This is a genomic window from Mangrovibacterium lignilyticum (assembly GCF_010882175.1).
Lineage (GTDB): Bacteria > Bacteroidota > Bacteroidia > Bacteroidales > Prolixibacteraceae > Mangrovibacterium > Mangrovibacterium lignilyticum.
Map to the genome: position 1 here is coordinate 1524210 of NZ_WKLH01000001.1, position 25399 is coordinate 1549608.

Consider the following 25399-nt stretch of genomic DNA (forward strand, 5'->3'; position numbering starts at 1 on the left):
ATATTAAAAGATTTCACCCCAAACAAACAACTGAAAGAAAAGAATGCTAACCAAGATTGGAATCGAAAACTTCCGAGTTTTCAAATCAAATACAGAGACGAATTTGGCCCCAATAACCATATTGACGGGAACGAATAACAGTGGCAAGAGTACCCTGCAAAAGCTTTTGTTTTTACTGTCACGAAGCGTTGAAAAGGTGAATAGCCGATTTAACTTTAATATGCTGAATTTTGATTCAGAAGTGATAACCCAAATCGATACCTTCTCCCGCAACCTGAATTACGACAGTGAAAGTGACACCATGGTTTTGTCACTGGGCGTTAAAGACAGATTATACAAATCACTGACATTAAAACTAAAATACAAGCCCATGCCTCCTGCTCAGGTGGTAAGTTTGTATCACATTGAAATTGAAAATGAAGGTAAAATTCTGTTTGATTTCAACTACACGCCATTTATTGAAATACTCGACAGGTGGGAGGTAAAAGACCTCGATGAACGAGAAAAGAACGGCTACAATGATTATTTCGCCTGGGAGTTAAATCCATACTTAGACGTCCCAAGACTGCTTGAAGCTGTTTACAGCCTGTTGATGCACGAAAAGATCAGTGAAATCCGTCAAAACGATATTTATCGAATTGGTGTCAGGATTAATAATCGTCGTGAACTAGACATTGATGAAGAAAAACGAAAGGAACAATTGGAGCAGGAAGGTATTTCATTTAATGACCCCAAGGCACACGAACACTTTCAGATGCTCATGATTGAAAGTGATGACCCGTATCCTACCGAACTTTTTGTTTGGGATGATAAAAAAGATGAATATTTCGAATTCGACCACGACTTGAAAGCATCTTGTAAGGTTTATTATGACGAAAATTCAGACAATCTTATTCCAACCCGACTTTATGAACTAGTCACCCAGACTGAAGATTTTTTTACCTGCATGATTGATGACATTGCAGTAGCTGAGCTACGCAACACATTGATTCAAAATAACATTTTAACCATCGAAGCGTTTCTGGAAGCTTACCAGCTTTTTGAATTTGGATTGATCTTTTTCAATATCTATTATCGACAACTGGAAACCAGTCCTCCAACGTATGGAGGCATACAGGAACACTACGATCTGGTTTTGGAATCAAGGGAGTTTGTAAATTTTTTTATGAATGAGAACTCTGGCCCGAAGACAATTGAAAAATTTGTGTCATCGATTGCCGATGAACACAATAATATTGTTGCCAAAATCCTGATGAGCGACCTATATAAAAAGTTATTTTCGATAACAATCACAAGCAAAAAGGGTAAAAACCCGACCAACCAGATACTTTTCCCTTACATCAAAAATAACTCCCGACCTGGTTCTTATGAGGAGGAAATGGCCAACTTGGGCCAAATTGCCCAGAAGATGCAGGATGCCATCACGCAGCCTGTCAAGCAACTGGGACAAGCGCTTTACGATTTTACCCATAATATCCAATTTGCGCTTCACCGATCTGAAATGAATCGCTACTATTTTTATTCCAGTGTAAAAAAGGAAGACCAGTTGTTTGTAGATTTTGGACGTCAGTACCTGCAAAAAACTTATAAAGCAACCTCCCGAAAATACTTTATAGACCACTGGCTGAAAGAATTTGAACTGGGTGACGAACTTGTGGTGAAACCAATACTCGCTGGCAGTAGTGAGGTCGGCATTAGCTATTACCTGAAGAATGGGGAAACAGAATACCCAATTGGCGACAATGGTATTGGAGCCAATATGGTGTTGTTGCTGATTATTCGGATTGCGATGGCTGTGAAAGGCAGTACACTGATTCTTGAAGAGCCAGAATGTAACTTACACCCCGCTTTCCAAAGCAAGCTGGCCGATATGTTAGTCTATGCTCAAAACAACTACGATTTAAAATTCATTGTAGAAACGCACTCCGAATATATGGTGCGAAAACTTCAATACCTGGTTGCAAACAAGGATAGTAAAATTGAAGCCGAAGATATTGCCGTTTATTATTTGAACAATCCGAAGAAGATACCCTTTGGGAAAAAACAGGTTGAACGATTAGAGTTCAGAACCGATGGTATGCTGAAACAGGATTTTGGCGAAGGGTTCTTTGATGAAAACGCTCGCTGGACAATTGAATTATTAAAACTTCAAAGCCCGAACTAATGAACACACATATTGATGAAGGAGTACTTTCGGTGTTTTTTAAATCGCAGCCTAAGCCTGTTCCACTTGGAGAACTGGAGGATAATCATTGTTGGAATAGCTTTTATGAATTTATAAAAACCCACAGTAACATTGTTGTTTATGGCCACGAACAATTTAGTTCGCTGCAAACTATTTTTCTAACCTCATTGACCACGGGGCGAGGAGATAGTAAAATTAGCTTCGATAATAAACCGTGGTCGTGCTATAAAAATGAAGTTAAATGTAACGATCCGCTTTCTTTCTATTGTCTGGAAGAAAAGGACGAGGCTAGCCAGCTTAAATACCGCAAAAAGAATGGCTTCTTATTTGCCTTCGAAAATGATTTATTCAATGTCTGGAAGCAGTTTAGTGTACTCAAGCCCATCACTAAAAAGAATGTACGAAAGCACAAAATCGGTCAAGGCAATACCGAAATGGATTTTGGGAACTGGAGCCAGATAGCGGATTATTTAACTCCGTTTACCGATGCTGTTTTGATTGACAACTATATTCTGAATGATCCCAGCTTAGTTCCCTCGAATTTGGAAAAGATAATGATCGAATTAGATCGGGCGACACCTGTGAAATACAATTTGACGGTGTATTCATTTGAGTCAGACCGCCCCAATATCAGTCGGGAAAAAGCATTCGAGATTGTAAAGGAAATTAAAACCCGAAATCAATTGAAATGTGAACTGGAGCTTGTGATTTCCAACAGGGAATTAAAAGAGCATGATCGGGGAATTTTCACCAATTACCTACGGATTCGGTCTGGCGATTCTTTCAACTACTTCAATTCAAAAGGCGAGGTAATATCGCACGGAACCGACATCTCCTTTAATTCAATGGCGAACAAAAACGAGCGGATGCTTTCGATGAGAACGCTTGCCGATGTTGCCTATAAAATAGACGAGATGAAGAGTAAAAATGTAGATCGAATTTTTGGCTCATGTAAAAACCGACTACTCAACCAGGCCAAACTGATGTTTCCCCTTTAAGATTTGTAAAAACAAACGATATCAACCATGAACACCAATAAACTCAAGAAATTTGCACAGGAAGCCCGCAGGAAATTAATGGAACAGGTGGGCGCCCGTTTGGCTTTGGTGCTGAGTACCGACTCGGCTGCCTTGCGTGAAAAAGCCGAACAGCTTAGAAAGTTGCAGGAAGCCATTAACAGCAGCAGCAAAGCACAGGTAATTGACAAGGTGGCCTATACCTGGTTTAACCGACTGATGGCGCTGCGTTTTATGGATGCCAACGACTACCAGCCCATTGGTTTGCGGGTGGTAACGCCCAAAGATGGCTATACCCTGCCCGAGTTGTTGGATGAAGCCAAGCAAGGACACATTCCTGATGATTTGCCTGTAAAAAAGCAACACATTTACGATTTGCTGGATGGGAAAATACCAAGCACCAACCCGCAAAACGAAGCTTACAAAGAGTTGTTGATTGGTGCCTGCAACCATTTGAATAAGGTGTTTCCTTTCCTGTTCGAACGTATTGAGGACTATACCGAACTGCTCCTGCCCGATGATTTAATCTCCGAATTCTCCGTTGTGCAGGACATGCGTGATGGCATGACCACCGAAGACTGCCAGCAGGTAGAAATCATTGGCTGGCTCTACCAGTTTTATATTTCGGAGAAAAAGGATGAAGTGTTTGCTTCGAAAAGTAAGGTAAAAAAAGAGGATATTCCTGCGGCAACTCAGTTGTTTACTCCACGCTGGATTGTAGAATACATGGTGCAAAACACGGTAGGTAAGTTGTGGTTGCAAAACCGCCCCAACTCCAAACTCCGTGACCACATGCCCTATTTCATTGAGTCTCCTTCGGTGCGAAGTGATGGGTACCTGAAAGTGAAATCCGTAGAAGAAATTACCTTATTGGACCAAGCTTGCGGAAGCGGGCATATTTTGGTGTACGGCTTTGAGTTATTGGCAAAAATTTACGATGAAGAAGGCTATAACCCCAGCGAAATACCGCAACTAATTATTGAGAAAAACCTCTTTGGTTTTGAAATTGATGAACGGGCTGCACAGTTAGCGGGTATGGCATTGATGATGAAAGCCCGCAACTACCAACGCAGGCTATTCCGTAAAGAACTAAAGCCAAACATTCTTTGCTACAGCGACCTGAAATTAACGACCACTGAGTTAAAAGACCTGTTTGCCCAACTGGAGTTAAAACTAAGCGATGAGCTGTTGCACGACCTCCAAAACATGCAACAGGCAACCAACCTGGGTTCATTGATTATTCCGCATACTTCGGAAGGTGTTTTAACAAAAACGCTGGAAACCGTAAAAGCCAGCCCGAAGAATTCAGATGTCTTCCTGGCTCCACAATTGGAGAACTTAAGAGAAACTTTAACACAACTCCTTCTGCTAAGTAGGAAATACCATTGTGTGGTGGATAACCCACCATACATGGGCGGAGGCAACATGAACAAGGACTTGGCAGACTTTGTAAAAACCAACTACCCTGCCAGCAAGGCCGATTTAATGGCGTGCTTTATGGAGGCTGGATTAAAAATGCTACAACCCAAAGGATTTTTAGGAATGATTAATCAGCATAGTTGGATGTTCCTGAGTAGCTACGAAAAACTGCGTGAAACATTAATCAAAGAAACGTTCTTCGACACACTCCTGCATTTAGGCCCACGTACCTTCCCTGAAATAGGTGGCGAAGTTGTACAGAACGCCTCATTTACATTTTGGAATACAACTTTTGAAAACAAAGGGGCTTACATTCGATTGGTCGACTACGACAAATCGGAATTGAAACGAACAAAAACCCTCGAAGCCATTCAGAACCGAAACTGCGGTTGGTTTTATACTTCTAATCAAAAAGATTTTTTGAAGATACCAGGTGTCCAAACTGTTTTTTGGATATCAGATTCAATAAAAAAAGTATTTCAAAATCATGTTTTATTAAAAAATATTTCTGAGCCGAGAAAAGGAATAACTACTGGAGACGACGCACGGTTTGTTAGGTTCTTTTGGGAAGAGGACTACAGCCGAATAGGTTTCAAAGGAGTGGAGTCTCTTGGTAAAAATAAAAAATGGTTTCCTGTTATTAGGGGAGGAAACTTTAGGAAATGGCATGGAAATCTTTTTGCAGTAATAAATTGGGAAAATGACGGATTTTCTATTAAAAATTTCAAAAATGACAAAGGGAAACTGAGGTCAAGACCGCAAAATACATCCTATAACTTTCAAGATGGAATATCTTGGAACGATGTATCTTCTGGAACTTTTAATGCAAGAATAACTGGGTTAAACACCTTAATGCAAGCTGTTGGCCCCAAGATCTTTAATTGTGAAAAACTAGAATTAATACTTGGCTTACTTAATTCTAAAGTTGGTTTTTTATTGTTTCAATGTATTGCACCAGGCATAAAATTTGAAGTAGGAACTGTCCAAAATTTTCCTGTATTTAAATCAGTTTTGTCGCTTACAGATAAATTAGAAAATTCTATTGTGAAAATCTCACAATCTTGTGTTGATTTAAGTTTGGTAGAATGGAATTCACGAGAAACGTCATGGGATTTCCTTCAAAACGAACTTATCCGAATCAAAGGTCAAGACTTGGAAGAATCCTACGATTTATACCAGCAATACTGGAAAAACAAGTTCTTCCAATTGCATCAAAACGAAGAAGAACTCAACCGCCAGTTTATTGAAATTTATGGTTTGCGGGAGGAATTAACACCCGATGTGCCGCTGGAAGATATTACCATCCTGAAGGAAGAGACCAGCATCGAAAACAGCCAACTGGTCTTCCATGCCGATGAAGTTTTTGCCCAGTTTGTTAGCTATGCCGTTGGTTGTATGTTTGGCCGCTACTCGCTGGATAAAGAAGGGCTGATTTTGGCCAACCAGGGTGAAACATTGGAGGATTACCTCAAGAAAATAAAGCCCCCCTTAAATCCCCCCGAAGGGGGGAAATCAGCGGCAACAGTGTCTTCCCTTCCCCCCTCGGGGGAATCGAAGGGGGCTTCTTTCCTGCCTGACGATGATAATATTATTCCTTTGTTGGATGATGAATGGTTTGAAGACGATATTGTTGGTCGTTTCTACGAGTTCCTGAAGGTAAGCTTTGGCAAGGAAAACTTCGATAAAAACCTGGCCTTTGTAGAAGATTGCCTGGGCAAGAACATCCGCAAATACTTTATGAAGGACTTTTATACCGACCACATCCGCCGATATAAAAAACGCCCCATTTACTGGATGTTCTCATCGCCCAAAGGCTCATTCAACGTACTCATCTACATGCATCGTTACACGCCAGACACCCTCAACAAAATCCTCAACGGTTATCTGAAAGAGTACAAGGAAAAGCTGCAAACGCACATGGAGCATCTCGACCATTTGATGGTTACAGGTTCGTCAACCGAGCAAACCCGAGCATCCAAACAAAAGGACAAACTCAAACTCGTTCTGCTCGAATTGCAGGAATACGAACGGGATGTCCTCTACCCGCTCGCCACCGAACGCATCGCCATCGACCTGGATGATGGCGTGCTGGTCAACTACAACAAATTCGGCAAGGCCACTAAAGAAGTTACTGGCTTGAACGACAAAGCCACCAAGAAAAAGGTCAAGGGATTTGACTGGATAAATGTGGAGGAGATACGGTAAGAAACAAAATTGATTAATCGGAGCAAGGATGAATGTAAGAGTACTGGGGCAGAATACTGAAAGCCCCGAATACGGTAAGGCGCTGGAGTTAAAAGAAATGTTTGAAGCCTGGCTTCACGGCCGAAAGGATAAAAACGATGACGTCATGATTATTCCAAACCTTCGGCTTTATGGAGAAGAAGTTACGGACCTTGATGTTTTAATTGTTGCCAAGTTTGATGGAGGACTCTACAAAGAGTTGCCGTTTTATCCGAAAGAAGACACAGAGGATAAGCAGGAATCACAAAACATGATACAGCGAAGGGTCTATTTCAATTCCTTTGTGATTGCTCTAACTTTCAGGAAAGAACAATCGGCAGAAATAACGACAATAAATGAAAATATTTGGCTGACCAGTGGGAACCGAAGTGCTAATATTTCAGAATATTCGAAGGATATTTCTTTTTCAGCAAAACACTTCCTTTCGATGTTCCTGGGAGCGGAGTCCAATCCGTTTGTGGTATCGATCTTGAATTTTGAAAGAATCCCTTTTTCGAAATACAACCAAAATGAAAAAACGGCTTCTTTTATCCGTGGAAAATTGACCATTGATAAGCTGTTGCATTCGCTTGTTCTTATCAATAGACCGATTGAAAAAAACACTTATTACAATGTCAATGGATTTTTCAATACGAAGACAGACTTTGGTAAGATTGGTGATGCTGTTACGTATTTTTCTAAAATCAGGAATGGTGTTGGTCCTCTTACAAAGCAAAAGCTTAATATGTATTCAAAATCACGTAACGACCTTCCTGACTATTACAACAGAGTAGGGAAAGAACTGCTGATTTTGAAAGGTGGAGCAGGAACAGGCAAAACGATGAAGTTGCTGCAACTGGCCTATGAAGTGTTTAAAGGAGGGAACCGATGTTTGATATTGAGCTATAATAGAGCCTTAACACAAGACATAAGCAGACTGTTACAACTTTCTGACATGACTGGTAAACCGATGGAGCCAACCATCGAAATAAAGACAATCCATAAATTCATTCGACCTATTATAGATGAACTAGCAGAATGGGTAGAGGAAGAAGAATTGAAGAAAACGAAACTGATTCTGGAAGAGAGGAATACAGAATATTCAAAAGAGGCAGAGGCGAAGCTGACTCGTAAGGAGCGGTTCTCAATAACGAATCATTTGTGGACACATTTTAATGAATTCTATATAGAACACCTTGCTAATGCGCACAAGAATATTGATAAGTTTCTGTCAGATGAAAATCAGGACTTTTATACCTCTATTCGTGAGATTCAAGAATCGTACGACTATGTTTTTATTGATGAAGCACAGGACTGGAGAAAAGAAGAGAGAGATATATTATACGCCATTTTTGGTTCGGAGAATATCATTATTGCAGATGGTTTGGAACAGTTGATCCGAACCAATGAGCCTTTGAATTGGGCAGTCTCAAAAGGCGCTCGTGTAGCAAATCATCAGGTCGAATTTCCTGCAAAATCGTTGAGGCAAAAAGCGAAGTTATGTGAGTTCCAAAAACTGTTTGCCGAAAAGTTTGGGACCATCTGGGATGTTAAGAAGAACGAAAATTATGACGATGGAAAGATTTGGGTTTTTAACGGTGAACTTAACGAACACATGTTTGGCCAGTTAAAAGCTTATACCGCAGAATATTCGATTGACAAATACGACGATATCCTATTTCTTACTCCAGGCCACTTAACGGAAAAGAGAACTGAAAAAAACAAACTGGATAATGCAGGCATAACAAAGGTGGTTAATGAGACGATTAAACGTTCTTTCAGCCTGATGGATGAATGGAAGCGAATGGGCGTGAAAATACACGACTTAACCTATATCGACCGAGAATCATTGAAACAGCCAATGCCTGGTGATTACAGGTTGCTGAGCTATGACTCATGCAGGGGATTAGAAAGTTTTGCTGTTGTCGCATTGGAAATGGATACCTTCTTTGACACCAAATTCAGTCACTACATAGATAGTGAAGAGGCTCAAAAAGAAGGAGGTATGTTTGTGCAGAGCTTCGAAGACAAGGCCCTTCAGTATGCATCCATGTGGGCTTTGATTATCTTTAGTCGGCCCGTTGACTTACTTTTGATAACAATAAAGGACAAGGAATCCACTTTTTATAAGATTCTTGAAGAAATTAATAACACCAGGCCTGGTCTAATTCAAATGATAAATTGAGTTTGTATGTCCGAAGCGACAACACCGACTTAATGAATAATGAAGGAAAAAACAAAAGTATGAACAAGATAGAAGAAGCACTCGTAAAGCGTTTTCAGAATCATCGTGTCGTTTTTTGGTACGATGAAAAAAAGGAGTTGACCGAGCAATATGAAGAGCTTGCGATTGATGGTGTTGAGAAAATTGCCGTAGAAGGTAATGAGTTTGAAGTAAAGTACATGATCAATAAGCTCAAACCCGACACTAAATTCTTGTTGTACTTCAAAGGTGCTAAACCGTCTGATGACGAGAATTGGTTGCTGGATATGGAGCTTGCTCACGACCTGTTTCACACCGATCAGGAAGCGATGTTCCTCCAGGAGATCGGCCTTGGGTATCACCTAAAAGAACTGGTGACCGAGCATATTGAATTCTTCAAAGCGAAAGAACGTAGGCTAAAGCTAAAAGAGTTATTGGGTGAAGGCGATGAACACGAAGATATCAGAGGGAAACTGTTGGCCGTCACTTTCAACACAGACTATGTGAATCTGATCACGTTCATTCATGCCCATGGTGCCGCATTTGTTGACGGCAATGAGCGGCTGGATAAAGAATTGGAGCGGTTCAACCTCACGAAGTATTATTGGGGGAAAATCAAGTATCAGTTTAAATATCAAAGTGAGAAACCATCGATTTACGATTTTCTTCTGGAAGTCTTCAATACCAATTTTGTGTTAGGCAAAAAATCCACGATCGATAAAGAATCCAGATTGCTGCTTTCACTTTGGAAGGACACGATCCAGTATCGGGAAAGTTTTGGGGCTATATCTGAGAAGATAGCTAATGACCTGGAGGTTGAAGATCAATTGTCGAGCGCAAACCTGGAAGAAATTGTCAATGACGACCTGTTCAAAGTTGTTGACCAGAAAATTGTGCATGACCTGGTTGACCTGGTTGCAGATGAGGCGATTTCTCATGACAAACTCATTCAACTCGTTAAGAAGCGTGAGAACAAATTTTGGTACTCTTATTCCGAGTATTTTTATCGCACCCTGGAGCAAGGTTCGCTGTTGATCTCCCTGGTTCGAAAATATGCCTCAACAAAGTATACTCAATTCAACGAAGGGATAGAACATTATACTTCTAAACTTTATGAGATTGACCAGGCTTATCGGAAATTTACTTACTACCATCGTCAGTCCAATCAAAACAGAATCCTGCATCGATTGTCTGAAAAAGTTGAAAAAGTATATTCAAACGACTGGTTGCTGGTCTTTAACAACAATTGGCAAAAGGTTATTGATGGACTGACATCATGGCCAACCAATGAGACTATCAGCCAACAAAGGTTCTTCAAACAACATGTCAAGCCCTATACTGAGAAAGGGAATCGGCTATTTGTTATCATTACGGATGCTTTCCGCTATGAATGCGGAGAAGAGTTAAGCCGAAGATTACTTTCCGAAAACCGATATGAATCTTCGCTTACGCACATGGTGGCCAGCCTTCCTTCATACACGCAGCTTGGCATGGCTTCCTTATTGCCGCATAAGCAAATCGAGTTTCATGAAGGTACTGATTCGATTGTTGTGGATGGGTTGTTAAGCTCAGGTGTTCAGGGTAGAACTAAAATCCTTTCCGAGAATTCAGGTGTACGGGCAACAGCCGTTAAAGCTGAGGATTTCATGAAAATGAATGCGAACACTGACGGGCGGGAATTTGTCAAACAGTACGACTTAATCTATATCTATCACAACCGTATCGACAAAGCGGGAGATGACAAAGATTCTGAAGAAAAAGTGTTGGAAGCTGTCGAAGCGGAGATCGACTTTCTAATGACCATGATGAAGAAAATAGCGAATATGAATGGTAATAACATGATGATTACTTCAGATCACGGCTTCATCTACCAACATCAACCTCTGGATGAAAGTGATTTCAGTGTGTCAACGCATTCAGGAGAGATATGGAAAGACAACAGACGTTTTGTAATTGGCAAAAATCTGAAGCATGGTGATTCTACTATTCTCTTCAAAGCATCCGCATTGAATATTCAGTCGCAGGTCGATGTTTTGATCCCGAAATCAATCAATCGGCTTCGGGTTAAAGGAGCTGGATCCAGATTTATTCACGGTGGAGCATCGCTACAGGAAATCGTGATTCCACTCGTTAAGGTGAATAAGAAACGACAAGATACTACCGCCCAGGTTGAAATCGATATCATTAAGTCAACCGACAAAATCACGACCAATATTCTTGCCGTTTCATTTATCCAGCAGGAACTCGTGACAGAACAGGTGCTGGCCCGAACAATCCGAGCCGCAATCTATTCTTCGGACGGTGAGCTATTAAGCGATCAATTCAAGTATATCTTCGATATCGAAGATGGAAGCGAGCGACAACGAGAAGTGAAGCACCGTTTCCAGTTGATGAGCAAAGCAAGCGGAAAATATAAAAATCAACAGGTGAAATTAGTTCTGGAAGAGCCTGTTGAAGGCACTACTAAATGGAGAGAATATAAAAATTATCTCTACACTTTGAATATTTCATTTACGAACGATTTTGATGATTTTTAGACTATGAAACAACTCGACATCAAGCTAAATCAATATTTCTCAGGTAAAGTAGTGCGAAAGGACCTTACCAAGATGGTTAAAGGAAATGCCATTGTTCCAACTTATGTATTGGAATACCTTTTGGGACAATATTGTGCCACGGACGATGAAGAAACCATCAATCAGGGAGTTGAGACAGTTAAAAGCATTATTGCCAAGCATTTTGTGCATCGGGATGAAGCCCAAATCATCAAATCAACGGTACGGGAGAAAGGTTCACATCGGATTATCGACAAAATTTCGGTCAAATTGAATGATCGAAAAGACCAATACGAGGCCAGTTTCGCCAACTTGGGTTTAAAGCAAATTCCGATTTCGGATATTGTTGTCAAGGAACATCAAAAGCTTTTATCAAGCGGTGTTTGGTGCATTCTCACACTGGCCTACTTTTCAACCGACCAGAAAGATGCTTCACCGTGGATTATTGAAAGTATTAAGCCCATTCAGGTCTCAAACGTTGATCTGGGCGAATATAAAGAAGCACGAAAAAATTTCACGAAGGATGAATGGATTGATGTATTGATGCAGTCGATTGGTTTAAATCCTGATGAATTTACCCGAAGAACCAAACTGCTACAATTGGCACGACTGATCCCATTTGTCGAGAATAACTACAACTTGATTGAACTAGGACCTAAAGGAACTGGGAAGTCACATATTTACAGCGAAATGTCTCCACACGGGATATTGATTTCAGGAGGTGAAGTCTCAAAAGCAAAACTGTTCGTAAATAACAGTAATGGTGAAATTGGCTTGGTTGGATATTGGGATATTGTCGCCTATGATGAGTTTGCAGGAAAAACGAAAAAGGCTGATCGTGGCCTGGTTGATATCATGAAAAACTACATGGCAAACAAGTCTTTTTCCAGAGGGACAGAGGTTTATGGTGCCTCAGCCTCAATGGTCTTCGTTGGTAATACCGACCATCCTGTTCCTTACATGCTAAAACACTCTGACTTATTCGATGCGCTTCCTAAGGATTATTATGACACTGCTTTCCTGGACCGTATACATGCTTATTTGCCAGGTTGGGAGATTCAAAAACTTCGGAACGAAATGTTCACGGAAGATTACGGTTTTATCGTAGACTATTTAGCAGAAATCCTAAGAGAACTTCGCAGGGAAGACAGGACGCATGAATACACAAAATTCTTCGAGCTGTCTGATTCGATAACGACAAGGGATAAAACCTCTATTGCTAAAACATTTGGGGGATTGGCAAAAGTAATTTTCCCTGCGGGAGAGATGAGTGAAGAGGATGCCAGGGAACTGATGGATTTTGCTATTGAGAATCGAAAGCGGGTTAAATTACAGCTTCAGAAGATGGATGAAACCTTTGAAGAGGTTGATTTTAGCTATACCGTTAAAAGCACAGGTAAACGGGTAACTATTGAAACGCTTGAAGTGATCGAATACTACGGCCTTCGGGAATTAAAACACGGGGATGATTCTAACGTCCTAAAAGAGGAGAATCCTCAACCGAATGAATCAGGCTCGCTAAAATTGGCAGATGGTCAGAAGATAATCAGAGATAATCAAACTGGGATCAGTTATGACAATCTGTTCGGAGCCTATTTAATTGGAGCGACTGACATAACTTTGGTTGATCCGTATGTCCGCCTTCCTTATCAGCTCCGTAATTTCATGGAATTTGCGAAGCTTGTATCAGAGAAAAAAGAAGGAGATGCCGAGGTTAAGCTCCACCTTGTGACAGCCAATAATGAAGAATTTATCGAAAACGCCAAGGAAGCTTTTGAGCACATGGTTTATTCGTTGGAATCGGTTGGTGTGCTGTTCTCATATGAGTTTGCCGACAATATTCACGACCGTTCTATCAATCTGGATAACGGATGGAAAGTAATCCTTGGTCGAGGCCTGGACATCTGGCAGAAGACAGGAGGTTGGTTCGACATTAATGAATATGTGCAGGAAAAACGGCTGTGTAAGGCGTGTGAGGTCACTTTTGTGAAAGCTTAGAGGGGCAGTTTCATAATGTTCAGATTACGCTGATTTTTATAAATTACTACTAATAAAAAATTTGTTCATTGTTGGCTGTTTTGGGATCATGAAATATCCTTTCGTTAATGAATTTGTCAATTTCAATTTCTGTGATCCCATATTTTTTTAACCGTTGCTTTATGATCTTTAGATCATTACCAAGTTTTAACATCGCTGAATTATACTCATCTTCCAGTTTGTTAAACCTGATCTCTTCGGGGGTATATTTATTTGGAAGGTTTAGAATGTCATTGACTTTGTAGTTCATAGGAAGGGCGATGCTTCGAAGGATTGTAAAATCTTCAAAGTAACAGGTTTCCACATCTATTGTATGACCATTGTAGGTAAGGAACCAATCACCAATAGAGATCGTTGACGTTCGGGAGATGCATGTATCAGCCATATCCTTCAGATAAAGCAAAGACATTTCAAATTTGACAGGACCAAATGCCTCGCAATACAGCGTCTTTTTCGAACCTGCGGTTACAAAAATTACCTCATCTGTTTTCACCGTGACTTCCAGCCTTCGTTTATATCCCTCAACCTTTGAAGGAATAGAAGCATTCAGAAACTTTATCGTATCCCTTAGTTCTATTGTTTTGCACTTGAACGAGGCTTTTATGGGCTTGGGTACATCTTTTGATTTCATAGTGGTTGGTTTACACTTGTCAAGACATATTCTTTGCAGGTGAGTAGCGCTGCATAGGGTCATAAAACTAATTAAAGAATTTATAGAATCTTGATATCATCCTATAGAACATACCTATTTTTATTATATTTGAATATGTCCGTGCTGATTGTCAAAACTGGTAGTAGGCTTGAAAGAACTGACTTTTTGAAATCATCTAAAAAATCAAATGACATCTATCCCTGACGAGAATGGAAATATCGATTGCCTTTATTGCATCAATTGTACTAATTGTGAACATTGTGTTGGGTGTATTAATTGCAACAATTGCACAGGTTGCATTACTTGTGAAGGATGTAATAACTGTATTAAATCAAAAGAATGCAGAAACTGTGAGAATTGTAAGCATTGTCTAACATGCAAGGGGTGTTCAGACTGCATCTATTGCCAAGGAGCGATTTTCAAATTTAATTTGTGGGGATATAAAGACTATTTAGTATGCGATAGAGAACATTTAACTTTTCCAAATAAAGGAAGATGCCAATATTCAAATAAGATAGAATCGTTCTTTCTCTTGAACGGAATAGTCCCATATAAAAGAACCCCAAAGAACACAGAATTCAAGAAAAAGCCAGTTCGGGAATTAGTTAAAGATGTTGATTGGCCTTGGGACCACGATGAAATTCAAAGTTTATTTTATTCTCAGGGGATTCAAATCGCTTGGAATATCGGGAAGCATTATGGGAAATACTGGATTACAACGGGTAATTTTAGAGCTAGCTGTACACTCCATGATTTATCCTTATTTTTAATTCTAAACAAATTTACAATTTCAGAAACAGATGTTTTTGAGTTCGCTGGATACAAGCATCGTCCCTCTTATTTCAATCTGCATGAGTTCTTTGTTGAATTTGTCGCCAACGTAGATATATCTAGACTTGAAGCCTATACAAACAAGGAGAGTTGAGATATGAATATTATAGGTTGTTATGTCGAAATTGTAAAGGAAGAAACTCGCTTGAATAGATTCAATTTATATAAAAAGGCTAAATGGCCAAATGAGGAGATAAGAAGAAAAGCGAGTGAAGATGAATGGGATTTTTACGGATTTAAACCTGTAAAAGGAAATATCGGAGAGGCCGTGGGAATAGTTGAAAATGATTTGTTCGAAGAAAATATTTACATAATATTGATCCTCGAAATGTTTTATGTTCCCATATCTGAAAAAAATTTAAAACTCATTTCAGAAGTAGATTATCTTAGAAGGAAAAAGGAAGAGGTTACGTTCGTAAAAGCATCTGAGGGATACATTACTCAGGATAAAGATCTTCTGTTTTCTGTTGTTGCAAAAAATGGACTCTTCGGTTTTAAAGATAATCTAGGAAATCTCATTACTGAATATAGATACGAATTGGCCGCTCCGTTTAAAGAAGGTAGAGCCTTAATCCGAGATAGTAATTACATGGGATACATTAATTACGAAGGATGCGAAATAATAAGTCCAATTTTTGAAGACGCTAACACTTTTCACGAAAAACGTGCAATAGTTAAAACCTCTAAATATTTTTCGATTAATAACATAGGCGAAGCCACCTCTGCAAAATATGATTACATGCAAGACTACAATGATGGTTTGTCTGCAGTATCCTTATCTCGCAAATGGGGTTTTGTCGATTTGGACGGCAACTTAAAAATACCGTTAGTTTATGACTGGGTTTTTAACTTTCATCACAAAATAGCAATAGTGCAAAAGGAGTCAAAATATGGTGCAATTAATATTCATGGACACGAAATTCTCCCTTGTAAATATGATTTTATTGGAGGTACGTCTCAAGATGGATGTTTTGCCGCTAAAAAAGGAAAATTTTGGATGCTTGTCTCTCCAAATGGAGCGGAACTCACAGACATATTATATGAATCATTGTTTGCATACTCAAATAATCTTTTTGCAGCCCAAAAAGATGGCAAATACGGCTTCGTAAATAGTATAAATGAAACAATAATTCCATTTATATACAACAAAGCTAATGTGTTCATTGACGGCATTGCGATGGTGAAAAAAGATAATAAAACGGGATACATTGATCCCAACAACAATATTGTGATTCCATTCGACTACGAGGAAGGAGAACAACAATCATGCGGACTTTTCTGCGTTAAAAAAAAGAACAGATGGGGGTGTATCGATCGCTCTGGCAAGATCATCATTCCGTTTAAATTAGATGAAAGTTGCTATTTCATTCACGATTTAGCGGAGATATCTATTAATGGTGAGTTTTGGCTAGTAAACAATCGTGGAAGTTTTATTAGACAATTATAGCAAGTAAAATTATTAAAGTAAAAATCTAGTTGACATATGGAAACAAAAGAAATAATAGCAGTTAAAGAATCTTGTAAAGGAAATCGAAAATCATTGTTTGAAATCGCTCCATGGGGAATCGATTTCGACTTACCTATCGGAAGATTCTTGGGTGTCTTTGAGATCGCCCTATTACAAAATGGGTTCACAAAATTGAATGAGTACAGCAATGAACGTAGAAAAGTCTATTTAAATGGCAATCAAATATTCCAACTCTCAAGGAATGAAACAGGAGTTACAGAAGTTGTTAGAATTTATGCCTACAATGGGTATGATGAGCAACTAATGGATTTCATGAATATTCTGAATCAACTAGTGGAAACGTATGGGGCTCCTCACGAATGGTTGGAAATTGACGACAACATCACAGCTGCTTGTTCTTGGGACGCAAGGAATGGTAATTGTTTATCAGTTGGGTTTAATTGCAGTTCAAATGAAATAGTCTTAAAATACTTAAAAAATCAGTATCAGTAAAATTCAAAGACTTAACAAAATAGATTAATTCAGGCCGTTCAATTATACAAAACCGAGTATTAAGCATAATGCTAAATTGAGAGTTTGTTGTATAATTAAAGATCAGTAAGAAAAAAAACCGAAGTCAATATGGAAAGATTAAAAAGGACAAAACTAAATATAGTGATTTTTGGCATCTCCTGGCTAGTATTTCCACCGCTTTTCCTTTATCTATCAATAAAATGGAAAAAGCCCAAAATTTTTGGCCGAATTATCCTGACCATCTTTGCCCCAATTTCATTGATTTTACTGATGACAACAACCGTATACGGGTACTCTTACTATTACCATTATATCAAAAGAGGAAGTAGAGCTGAAATAGAGGAAAGTACTGGCATCGACTTCCCTGGATTTAAAACTATAAAAGAAAGACAACTGCAAGGCTCTATCGGGTTCAACGGAGACTTCAACATGACACGGACTGTTCAAATAGATACAGCATACATTGATGGCATCCTCAACGCCATTAATAATACCCAACTAAATGATTCCGTTCCACCGAATGTTTTTAAAGGATGGGATACAAGAAGTACGGATAAGATATCATTTCACTATCTGGATAAACAAGACTACATTGATTTCACTATAGAAAGAGAAACGGGACTAATGGATATAAAGTTTGGCAGTTACTAACCTTTGAACTGGGCAAACTAAAGGTCTATCCTTCAAAATTATCACCTAGGTTTATGCCTTCTTGTTATTGAGACTTATCAGATTAGTTTACATTCGAAAGTGGTAGAAGAATGTTGAATACGACTTACTTTATTCGTAAATTAAAAGGCTGTATTCTACAAACTAACCTTTGAATTATGACACTACATGAAGCCATTTACAAATTGTTGACTGAGAAAAACAGATGGATGTCAACACAAGAAATCGCAAATGAACTAAATACCAACAAGTGGTACTCCAAGAAAGATGGCTCTCTTATAACGGCTTTTCAGATACATGGTAGAACTAAAAACTATAAAGACCTATTTGAACGCAATGGTGCACTAGTTGGTGTAAAAGGTAAGGCTAATCAAATTGTAGTGTCAGCCCCCAAGAGTAGTTCTGGCAGGAATCTTACTCCGATTAATAATTCATCGCTAGACATTCATCTTGTTGAGAAAGTTTTAATGAATGAAAATAACTTTAAGCCTGCAAACAAAATAGAAGAGTTGGTTCCCAACCGACCTGGTGTATACTGCATTCGGATAAAAGAGGTCTCATTGCTATCTGAACCATTCAGAAAGATACTAAACGAAAGAGGACACAATATTATTTATATAGGCATTGCTTCACAGAATCTTAGAACAAGGTTCTTCAATCAAGAACTAAATGCAATCGGGCATGGCACATTTTTCAGGAGCCTTGGAGCTGTTCTCGGGTATAAACCTCCTGTTGGCTCATTACTAGGAAAAAGAAATAAGAGAAATTACAAATTCAGCAATTCCGATGAATGCCAAATTATTGACTGGATAAAAAACAACATAATCGTCAACTGGCAGGAATATGACAAAGAATTAGATGAATTTGAGTCCGAATTAATCGTAAAGTATCTGCCACTTTTAAATCTTGCGAAAAACCCAGCAGCTTCAGATAAGCTAAAAGCCCTTCGTGCAGAATGTGTAAGTATTGCAAATACAATTAACAAATGAATACTCCACCCGATTAAAGGTTAACCATTCGGCCAATCCCGTCTTATTTTTGTAGACCGAGTAGTTTTCTTTCAAAGTTTCTCTAAAATGTTCGGAGAACTTTGAGAGATTTAGGAGTGACTTTGGCTTGTTGGGTTGAACTTATGGGGCAGCAGTTTCCTAGAAGCCCCTCCTGGCTGAAGGTAGATTTTGTTTCACAAATTACTATGTCTTATAGAAAAGTTTCCATTATTTTTTGTGAAACAACATGCAAATCAAGGGGCCTGGTGATGATTTTTTACCGATTCTATCCCATTTTAACGCTTGTCCTATTTTAATCTTGTAGAAACAATTTTTAGGATACAATATGACCATGAAATCATCCTAATCTAACTCAAAGAATTAAGATTGGAAATTATTATGTCGGTCGGACGACTATGGGTACAACTATTGCTCTGAAACGCTTGCGAAAAAGGAGGTACGAGGCTATGCTCACCTATTACGAAAAACTTACCCCACATCACAGTGTACCGCCCTATACGAGACCCGTACATGCGGTGGTGTCGTTAGTTTGTACTCAAAGGATTTCAATGGTAAAGTTAATTGATCTATACCTTTGATAAAAAGCTCCATCTGCTGCGCTAACTTTGCGGTGGTGTTAGATAAAATCTAACTCTCATATTAAGGACAGCAGATTTATTGAGTTGAAGCCAGAGAGTATATAGGGCAGAACCCATTATCACGATGTTAGCCACTCAATGCGGAGCATAAAACAAAATGTTTATGCAAGTATATGGAATTGATTTATCAATGGAAAAGTTTGATGTTAGCTTTATCGGAATCAATGGAAAAGCGAAGAGCAAACAAGTGAACAATAGTCTGGCAGCGATTTCCAAATTTTTAATGACTCTACCCGACGATTGTGTATTATGTGCTGAGCATACAGGCGTTTATGGAGAGATGTTGGTTTTCTTATGCACCATGATGAACATTCGGATTGCACTTGTTCCAGGCTATACAATTAAGCATAGTTTTGGAATGACCAAAGGCAAATCAGATCCGATTGATTCTTTGAGAATTCGGGAATATGGAGAGCGATTTGCAGATAAGCTGACCTTTGTCACTGCAGAGAGTGAAAACATTTCAGAGCTTACACAATTGTACGCTCTACGTGCACAATTAGTAAAAGAACGAAAGGGGCTGCAAACGAGCGAGAAAGGTCATTTTCACCGACCACATCAGAGCATCCATGTTCATCGACATATTCGAACAATGTTAGAAGTTCTAGACGTGGAAATAAAAGCGATTGAGCAGGAAATAGAGATTATAATACAATCAGACGATTGCATAAAGGAAAATTATGATCTTGCTCGAAGTGTTAAAGGAGTTGGTCCGATAATCGCCACTGACTTACTAATCAAAACTGGGAACTTTGAACAAATCGATACGGCGCGTAAAGCTTCTTCCTATGCAGGGGTTTGTCCTTTTCCCCAATCTTCAGGCAAGATGGTTTCAAAGAGTAAAACCAGTCCTTTTGCCGATAAAAAATTGAAATCTCTATTGTTTATGGGGGCGAAATCTGCAGTTCAGCACAACAAAGAGTACCAGCTGTATTTTCGAAAGAAGATGCTTGAAGGAAAGCCCTATTACGTGATAATGAATAATATTTCGAACAAACTTTTACGGACAATCTATAGCGTTGTGAAGAACAAAACGCCGTACAAACAAGATTATATCTGTTTAGATCCCAGAACAAGAAAAAATAAAAATAGCTTCTCAGAAAAAGTGGCTTGAAAATTTGTTTTTGACTAGAGTATATGAGAGGTTCTCCCTGCTAGTGTTTGCTAGTGGGGTGGCTACTCGATTAACAGCTGCCATTTGTTATTTGAAGTAAGGATGATGAATTTGAGTTATTTCTCCTTTGTTATTTTCATATTCAATCACTGGTAAAGAATATTCACCTAATAGAAATTTCTCCAATTTACTTATAGTAATTGCTTTGTAAACTCCATTGAGCATATAGAACGTTGGCGTATTTATAAAGAAAAGACCTTCTACAGAAAAATCTGTTATATCATATTCAGGTATATTATACACAATTTCCAAATGTCCTTGTAATACTTCCTTATTAGCACTAACCCAATTTATTTTTCGCTCTAATTGTGGTTCATAGGATTTTAAAAAATTAGTATAATCTGTTCGATAGCCAACAGCCTCATATCTTGCTTTATTATATTTAGAATCTACCACAAATATTTTTCTCGTTTTTTCATCCACTATTATAAAGTCAATTTCACCCGCCAAATGATTATCTATGTTTAAGTTGTGTTGGCTAGGCCTTTTAAAGGATCTTATATTTCTACAAAATCTAATTTTATGTTTATTTAAAACTTTCTCTACATCATCTTCTAGAATCTTATCATGCTCATTACCTTTTTTACTCATAAACCTGACCATACATTTAACATATTTCCAATTTTCAGGAATTGTGTTCCAACTAATAGCATTTGTAGCTAAAACATGCATAGATTCAGCTATTTTATTCTCCCCAACTAATGCTCTTTCAACACCTCCAATATTGTATACTAGAATTGGGCGAAACATATATCTTTCTGTGGAGTATGGTTTCAAAATAGCATCCTCTATAGAGAGTTTATTACTTCGGTTCAAAATCAGACCATTATAAAAAGCCTTTGCAATTTCTGAATCAATCCCACTTTCTTGAGCTAAATTAGTTGGAAGAACATAGGGTTCAATTGTTTGTAGCTCTGATTCACTGAAATGTCGTTTAATCATAAAAATAATCCCTATGGCAAAATCATAATCTATTTTAAAACAAGTATTTATTGCTTGTTTTAAGTCATCACTAGCATTTTCATCATGCACGCCACTTTCATAATCAGTTTTTAGCAGGGGAAATATTTCTGAATAAACTCTTCCATAGTGTTTTTGCCATTCGACACCTATCGCATGAGAAGCATCAAAATCTACTTTTTGAGCATTGCTAATCATCTTTTGGTATGCTATGTAATCAGCAAACGTATAAATCCAAGTTCCAAGATAAAATAGCCTTTGTATTTTCTCGTCCATTTCAAGAACATGTTTTCCCGTTGGGAGACTCCCCCAAGACAAATCAATTTCACAACCTTGTTCTAAGATTAATTTCAGTATTCTACGATATATAGAAAAATCATTTTCATCTACTTCTCCAAATGATTGCCCATTTCTAGTCTTATTCAGGAAATCTAATGACTGTTCATGAAGAAAAAAAGTATAAAGAAAAAATGAAAGAGAAGTTTCTTCTTGTATCAACTCTCGAAATTCAAGAACCAAGAATTGAAAAGAATCTAAAAGAATATTTTCAACTTCGCTACTGTCACTAAACTCATTTTCTCCGTATTTTTCAATGATATATTCAGATAATTTGGTCCAATAAATGCCTATATAAGGTTCATATTCGAACGTTAAAATTATATTGCCATAAATATTTAGTCTTGCCATGAGCGATTTTTGGTTTGGTTGCTGCTAACGATCTATTATTTTATCCACCGTTCTAGCGTGCCGTTAAATTAGCAATAATATTTGATATCGTCAGTTTGATTTTATTGGAGTTGTAAATGATGAGTTTTTGGAATAGGTCAGCAACGTATGTTATCATTCCTATCAGTAACCTGAAACTTTTGTAAATCTACTGGTCAAAAACTCTATTTAACAACGTAGCAGATTGAATTGTGCAAGCAAATAAACGTACGTTTTTTTGATTCACTATAACAGGGGAGGTTTTGTGGGTTTTCGGGCATAAAAAACTTCCACCTATTATTTGGGGGAGTAACGCTCCGCCTCGAATTGGAGAAGTTTGCATTTTACCAACTAATCAGACGACACCCTCAACCTTCACCCAACTACTCTACTTTAAATAAAATTAGTTTAAATTACATAAAGCTATTCTCGATATGCGGGATATTTTGTAGTTTTCTTGGTGTAAAAACCACGGTCAAACTATACGTCTTAGCCCCAATATGTCCAAACACGGAACTATCCGAAGATATACACTCGAAATCGAAAAAATTCGACAGTCTCTCTATCCTTCTTTTATTGAAATAAAAGAATACTTGAGTCAACATGGCTTTGAGATTGGAGACAGAACCCTACAACGAGATATTGAACAAATTCGTTTTGAATTCGGAATCGAGATAAAATACGGCAGGGATAGGAACGGATACTATATTGACTATGAAAACAGTTTAAATACAGAGTCATTCTTCAGATTCCTGGAAATTGTTAATACTGCAGAGCTATTAACAGAAAGCCTATTACAAAGCAAGGATACCTTAAAATACATCTCCTTTGATACAGGAGGCGGATTAAAAGGGATTGAGAATCTGAAACCTCTTTTGAAAGCGATAAAGGAACAGCGGAAAATCTCGTTTAGTCACCTCAACTTTCACACGAAAAAGACGAGAAAATACACACTGAAACCATACTTACTGAAGGAATACCTGAATAGATGGTATGTAGTAGGAATAATCGGAGGTTTTACAGATTTCAGAACTTTCGGGATTGACAGAATTGAAAATTTGGATGTCAAGGCTGAAACCTTCGTTCTCGATGAGAAATTAAATCCAGCAGAAGCATTTAATCAAACAATCGGATTAGTCTATTCGGAAAACTCCGTTCAGAATGTTGTATTATCATTTACTCCAACCCAAGGGAAATACATTAAGACTTTACCTCTTCATTCGTCTCAAAAACTACTAGTCGACAACGATAATGAATGTAGGATTAGCATCGATGTGATTCCCAATTATGAACTAACCCAACAAATTTTGAAATACGGAGACACCATAAGAGTGTTGACGCCAGATTGGCTTGCAAACGAAATAAAGCAAAATTTAAAACGAACAATTCAGAAATATGGCTAGTACGACAAAATTTGACGTAGTCGTAGGCTTTATTTACTTGAAAAATCAAACAAAATGAGTGAGAATATTCTAACAATCAAACAATACTTTCAGAAGGGAAGTTTTGTAATTCCTAATTATCAACGTGGTTATAAATGGGGAGTACCTAATTCAAAAAAAGGCTGTGCTGTTAGTGTACTGATGGATAATCTTATCAGTTCCTATTCCGCAGGATTAGATGAATACTACATCCAGGGTGTCACCGTCAGCGAAGACGGTGATTCAATAACACTTATTGACGGCCAACAACGTACCACCACTTTTTATTTACTGCTAAAGTATCTTGGCCTGGCTAACTTGCCCAAGATGAATTATACTATTCGGAAAGAATCAGATTATGTACTTTCTAAGTGTTCAATTGAAAAAGGAGAGCTTCTGTTTGATCCAGAACCAAATAAAACGGAAAGTGATTACAACTTGCAAGATATCCATTACTTCAGGAAAGCTGTGGAAACGATTCATTCAAAAACACAAACTACAGATAAAAATCTCTTTCTAGATTGGGTTCAGCACAGGGTCAAACTCTTCTACATTAAAATAGACAAAAGAGAAGCAACAAAAATCTTTTCAATGATGAATGGCCAAAAAGCACAAATGAAGGACGATGAGCTGGTAAAGGCCGCTCTGCTGAGTAAAGCCTCTCGACCTCAGGCTGTATCTGATCAAGGTAAAGCTCAAACTTTCAAGGCTGACTTGGATGAGTTATTGCAAACGATTAGGAAAAAGGTGGGTGAAGAATGGGAAATTAATACTCTCCGAAGTCAATACGCCAGAGAGTGGGATAAATGGTTGTACTGGTGGAACAGGAAAGATGTTAAAGATTTCTTCGGAAGTGGTAGCAGTCCAATGGGCTTGTTGCTTGAATACTACTTTGAACTGCATAAGGAAGACGATTCAACGAAGAACTACAACTTCACAAATTTTAATGAGGCATTTTTCAGCGATACTACCAAAGCAAAACAACACTTTAAGGGGGTACGAGATTTACAAAAGACATTTGAGGATTTATTTAACTCATATGAATCATTCAACTATTTAGGACTGATTATTAAAGGAGGAGGAAATAAGAAAGATGCATTATTATACTTACTGGAGAATCGGACAGCTACAAATATTCACCTTAAGGAATATGCCAAGTGGACTTTAGTTGGAGCCACCCACCGACAAATAACGAGGTCCTCAGAATTGGGAGATGAAGAAGAAACCAAAGAAAGTAAAGCTCAAGTGACTTTAACAAACTTATCGGCCAAACAAGTGTACGGAAAACATGATTCTGACGCATTAAAGCAATTGCTAAGACGTAATGTGGAATTAGACAACAACCTAAAAAGGAAATTTGATTTCAGCATTTACGGAGAGAAGTCTTTGGAACACATATACCCGAAGTCGTGGGAAAACGAAGAGCAAAGTAAGCTTAATTTCATAGGAGACCTGGATAAAAAACTTTCCGTTCATTCCATCGGTAATTTGGTATTAATTAAGAAGAATGAAAACTCCCAGTTTGGAGCAAAATCTTTCGATGAAAAGAAGAAACTGTATTATGATTTAAACAATGTAAAATGGAGTTTAAAGCTTTTACACTCGGTGTCAGTTTTCTCCAAGAACAAATGGGACGAAAATGATATCGAGGAAAACCAAACGGAGTTTTTAAAAGAGATAAAAGACTACTATAAAATCCAATAATTCGGAGGAAATAACG

16 protein-coding genes are annotated in these 25399 nt (G+C 38.2%); 14 read left to right on the top strand and 2 right to left on the bottom strand.

Annotated features, from left to right (window positions below; all coding sequences use genetic code 11):
* The first annotated feature begins 43 nt into the window (after nt 1-43).
* The 6 genes from GJV22_RS06155 to brxL are packed head-to-tail and all read left to right on the top strand — an operon-like array spanning nt 44 to nt 13599.
* The gene (locus GJV22_RS06155) at nt 44-2164 is read left to right on the top strand and encodes an AAA family ATPase (protein WP_163710197.1); all 2121 of its coding nucleotides are present in this window, start codon (nt 44-46) and stop codon (nt 2162-2164) included.
* Nucleotides 2164-3183 carry a hypothetical protein gene (locus tag GJV22_RS06160; RefSeq protein WP_163710201.1) on the top strand — a complete coding sequence of 340 codons (1020 nt, stop codon included), beginning with the start codon at nt 2164-2166 and terminating at the stop codon, nt 3181-3183. The genes GJV22_RS06155 and GJV22_RS06160 overlap by 1 nt, the downstream gene beginning before the upstream one ends.
* A 27-nt stretch (nt 3184-3210) precedes the next feature.
* Nucleotides 3211-6825, top strand: coding sequence for a BREX-1 system adenine-specific DNA-methyltransferase PglX (gene pglX / locus GJV22_RS06165; protein ID WP_163710203.1), 3615 nt, complete (start codon nt 3211-3213; stop codon nt 6823-6825).
* Nucleotides 6826-6853: 28 nt separating this feature from the next.
* Entirely contained in the window at nt 6854-9028 is a 2175-nt protein-coding gene (locus GJV22_RS06170) for an AAA family ATPase (RefSeq protein WP_163710206.1), read from the top strand.
* Nucleotides 9029-9087: 59 nt separating this feature from the next.
* Nucleotides 9088-11583, top strand: a complete 2496-nt coding sequence (gene pglZ / locus GJV22_RS06175) for a BREX-1 system phosphatase PglZ type A (protein ID WP_163710208.1) — start codon at nt 9088-9090, stop codon at nt 11581-11583.
* Between the two features lie 3 nt (nt 11584-11586).
* Complete coding sequence (brxL, locus tag GJV22_RS06180; protein WP_163710211.1) at nt 11587-13599, top strand: protease Lon-related BREX system protein BrxL; 2013 nt, start codon at nt 11587-11589, stop codon at nt 13597-13599.
* 49 nt (nt 13600-13648) lie between these two features.
* On the opposite strand, the gene GJV22_RS06185 is transcribed toward brxL, so the two are convergent.
* A complete protein-coding gene (locus GJV22_RS06185; protein ID WP_163710213.1) occupies nt 13649-14269 on the bottom strand; it encodes a hypothetical protein in 621 nt (206 codons plus the stop codon).
* A 553-nt stretch (nt 14270-14822) separates the two neighbouring features.
* On the opposite strand from GJV22_RS06185, the gene GJV22_RS06190 reads away from it, so the two are divergent.
* From GJV22_RS06190 to GJV22_RS06215, 6 genes are all read left to right on the top strand, one after another.
* Nucleotides 14823-15215: a hypothetical protein gene (locus GJV22_RS06190; RefSeq protein WP_163710216.1), complete on the top strand. Its 393-nt coding sequence runs from the start codon at nt 14823-14825 to the stop codon at nt 15213-15215.
* A gap of 3 nt (nt 15216-15218) precedes the next feature.
* On the top strand, nt 15219-16568 hold the full coding sequence (locus GJV22_RS06195) for a WG repeat-containing protein (RefSeq protein ID WP_163710219.1): 1350 nt from the start codon (nt 15219-15221) through the stop codon (nt 16566-16568).
* A 36-nt stretch (nt 16569-16604) separates the two neighbouring features.
* Nucleotides 16605-17081, top strand: a complete 477-nt coding sequence (locus tag GJV22_RS06200; protein WP_163710222.1) for a hypothetical protein — start codon at nt 16605-16607, stop codon at nt 17079-17081.
* A 129-nt stretch (nt 17082-17210) separates the two neighbouring features.
* Nucleotides 17211-17753: a hypothetical protein gene (locus tag GJV22_RS06205; protein ID WP_163710225.1), complete on the top strand. Its 543-nt coding sequence runs from the start codon at nt 17211-17213 to the stop codon at nt 17751-17753.
* Nucleotides 17754-17929: 176 nt separating this feature from the next.
* Nucleotides 17930-18760, top strand: coding sequence for a GIY-YIG nuclease family protein (locus tag GJV22_RS22130; protein ID WP_205461755.1), 831 nt, complete (start codon nt 17930-17932; stop codon nt 18758-18760).
* 762 nt (nt 18761-19522) lie between these two features.
* Complete coding sequence (locus GJV22_RS06215) at nt 19523-20533, top strand: transposase (RefSeq protein WP_163710229.1); 1011 nt, start codon at nt 19523-19525, stop codon at nt 20531-20533.
* An 87-nt stretch (nt 20534-20620) separates the two neighbouring features.
* Here the strand turns inward: GJV22_RS06215 and GJV22_RS06220 are convergent, their stop codons facing one another.
* Nucleotides 20621-22240, bottom strand: coding sequence for a hypothetical protein (locus GJV22_RS06220; protein ID WP_163710232.1), 1620 nt, complete (start codon nt 22238-22240; stop codon nt 20621-20623).
* Nucleotides 22241-22758: 518 nt separating this feature from the next.
* Here GJV22_RS06220 and GJV22_RS06225 point away from each other — a divergent pair.
* Nucleotides 22759-23661, top strand: a complete 903-nt coding sequence (locus tag GJV22_RS06225) for a helix-turn-helix transcriptional regulator (protein ID WP_163710235.1) — start codon at nt 22759-22761, stop codon at nt 23659-23661.
* Between the two features lie 54 nt (nt 23662-23715).
* Nucleotides 23716-25383, top strand: a complete 1668-nt coding sequence (locus GJV22_RS06230) for a DUF262 domain-containing protein (RefSeq protein ID WP_163710238.1) — start codon at nt 23716-23718, stop codon at nt 25381-25383.
* Nucleotides 25384-25399 lie beyond the last annotated feature (16 nt).